General features: G+C 64.2%; 1 protein-coding gene. It reads left to right on the top strand.

Features of this window, described 5'->3' with window-relative positions; translation table 11 throughout:
- Window positions 1-968: 968 nt before the first annotated feature.
- Complete coding sequence (locus C454_RS00520; RefSeq protein ID WP_004045523.1) at window positions 969-1,787, top strand: rolling circle replication-associated protein; 819 nt, start codon at window positions 969-971, stop codon at window positions 1,785-1,787.
- Window positions 1,788-1,937 lie beyond the last annotated feature (150 nt).

The following is a 1,937-nucleotide window of genomic DNA, read 5'->3' as shown; positions in this document are numbered from 1 at the left end:
GGTCCCACCGCGAGGTGAGAGGTGCCGGGTGGGGTCCCCCTAGACACCGTTATAGGTCCCTGTGGTGGGTGGTGGGGTCGGTTCGATTTTCGGCGACCCTTGCGCCGTCCTGCGATTAGGGAGCGGAGGGGCGAGTGATTGTGGTGGGAGAATCGCAAGACGGCGGTAAGTTGTGGCGGTTCAGACAGGGGTATCCTTACGCCGTCCTGCGATTGTACGGATAGGGCCGGGATTCGACAGGGGGAAGAATCGCAAGACGGCGGTAAGTTGTGATGGGTGATACTCCGGGGCGATCGGCGACCCCTGCGCTGTCATGCGGTTTCGGGTTCTGTCTGGCTATGGTTAGAACTGCTAATAACAATATGTGGGCGTGTTGGTAGTATCGGGATAGGTAGATGTTCTGCCGGGGTGAAAGGTCAGTATTCTTTAAGGGGCTAGTCGTTCTCGTCGCAGTCAAAGCTACGCAACGTGAGTGAATGCCCGGAGAAGGCCCGGGCGACGGACGATTCCACCGGACGCGATTTGTGGCAGAATCGCCCGGTGGAAACCTCTTGGCCGGAGGGTTCGTCCTCGCTCTGTCCTCTCTCAGCCGAGTCAGTAAGTGTTTCGACGGTTCACGGAAACGCTCGGTCTGGACGACTAAGCGCCGATCCACCGCAAGGATCGGGCGATCTTGATTTGCCCGAGAGCCGGCGTACCCGGCTCGAGGGCCGCCCGATCCGCACGCCCCCGACCGGCGGGAGGGGGCTATCTTGTGCGGTGGCGGTGCGGCGGCGGTGCGGTCTTTACTCGACGCTAGTTAGAACAACTCAAGAGCCGCTATGCTTCGCCAATTCAGGCGTTCCACCGTGCGGTGCGGTAGAAGACGTGCCGGTGGCTATGGTGCGGTGCGGTGCCACCGGCTCGTCTTCGTCGCGGTCGTCGGATAGTGCCGCCCCAGCTGGGCCGGACGTGCTGTCGGGCCACTCGTGGAGCAGCTCGCGATCGCGTCGGTCGGGGTGGTCGGAGTGAGCGCGGATCCCGTCGACGGCGAGGTCGAGTTGGATGAGCAGTCACGGCTCGGTCGGGACTGGGATTGCGGGCCGGATCGGGAGCGGCCGGACTGCCGGAAGGACTTGGCGCACCTGAAGTACCAGACAGAATCGGGGGAACAGGCGTCGTACCGTTGCGGTTCGTGGGACTGCGAGTGTTGCGGCCACCGGCTGAGGATGGGACTGATCGAGGAGATAGAACGGATCACGGAGGAGCGCCCGGAGATGCGTCGGTTCCTGACGCTCACAGTGGACCGCAGAGCGCCCGCGTCGAAGGAGGAGAAGCACGAGTACATCACCGATCGGTGGAACGCGCTGAGGACGGAACTGAGGGACCGCTATCCAAACCTGTCGTATCTGTGGGTGCGGCACGAGGGAGACGAGCGGGACCGGCCGCACCTGCACCTGCTCGTGGATCGGTTCCTGCCGCAGCGGGAACTGTCGCAGTTGGCCGAGCGCGTCGGCCTCGGCCGGGTGGTGGACATCCGGCGGGTGGACGCACGGAACGCGGCGCACTACATCAGTGCGTACCTCGGTCGTGGCTCGCTGTCGTTCCTGCCGTCGGGGTCGCGGCGGTACGGATCTAGCGCCGACGTCGATCTCGATCCACGCGATCCGGGCGGCGACGATCGTGACGGCAGTGCGCTCGAGGAGGACTGGTCACTGATGGCGTGGGATCCGATCGTCGAGGACTGGGTGTCGGCTGCGTCGGGAGACTTCCGGCGCGACGAGGATAGAGGACCGCCACCAGACTAGATCGGTCGGTCCCACCGCGAGGTGAGAGGTGCCGGGTGGGGTCCCCCTAGACACCGTTATAGGTCCCTGTGGTGGGTGGTGGGGTCGGTTCGATTTTCGGCGACCCTTGCGCCTGTCTCTTATACACATCTCTGATGGCGCGAGGGAGGC

Source organism: Haloferax gibbonsii ATCC 33959 (assembly GCF_000336775.1).
Taxonomy (GTDB): Archaea; Halobacteriota; Halobacteria; order Halobacteriales; family Haloferacaceae; genus Haloferax; species Haloferax gibbonsii.
The sequence above is the reverse complement of the archived record's forward strand: the minus strand, read 5'-3'. Positions and strand labels throughout refer to the sequence as shown.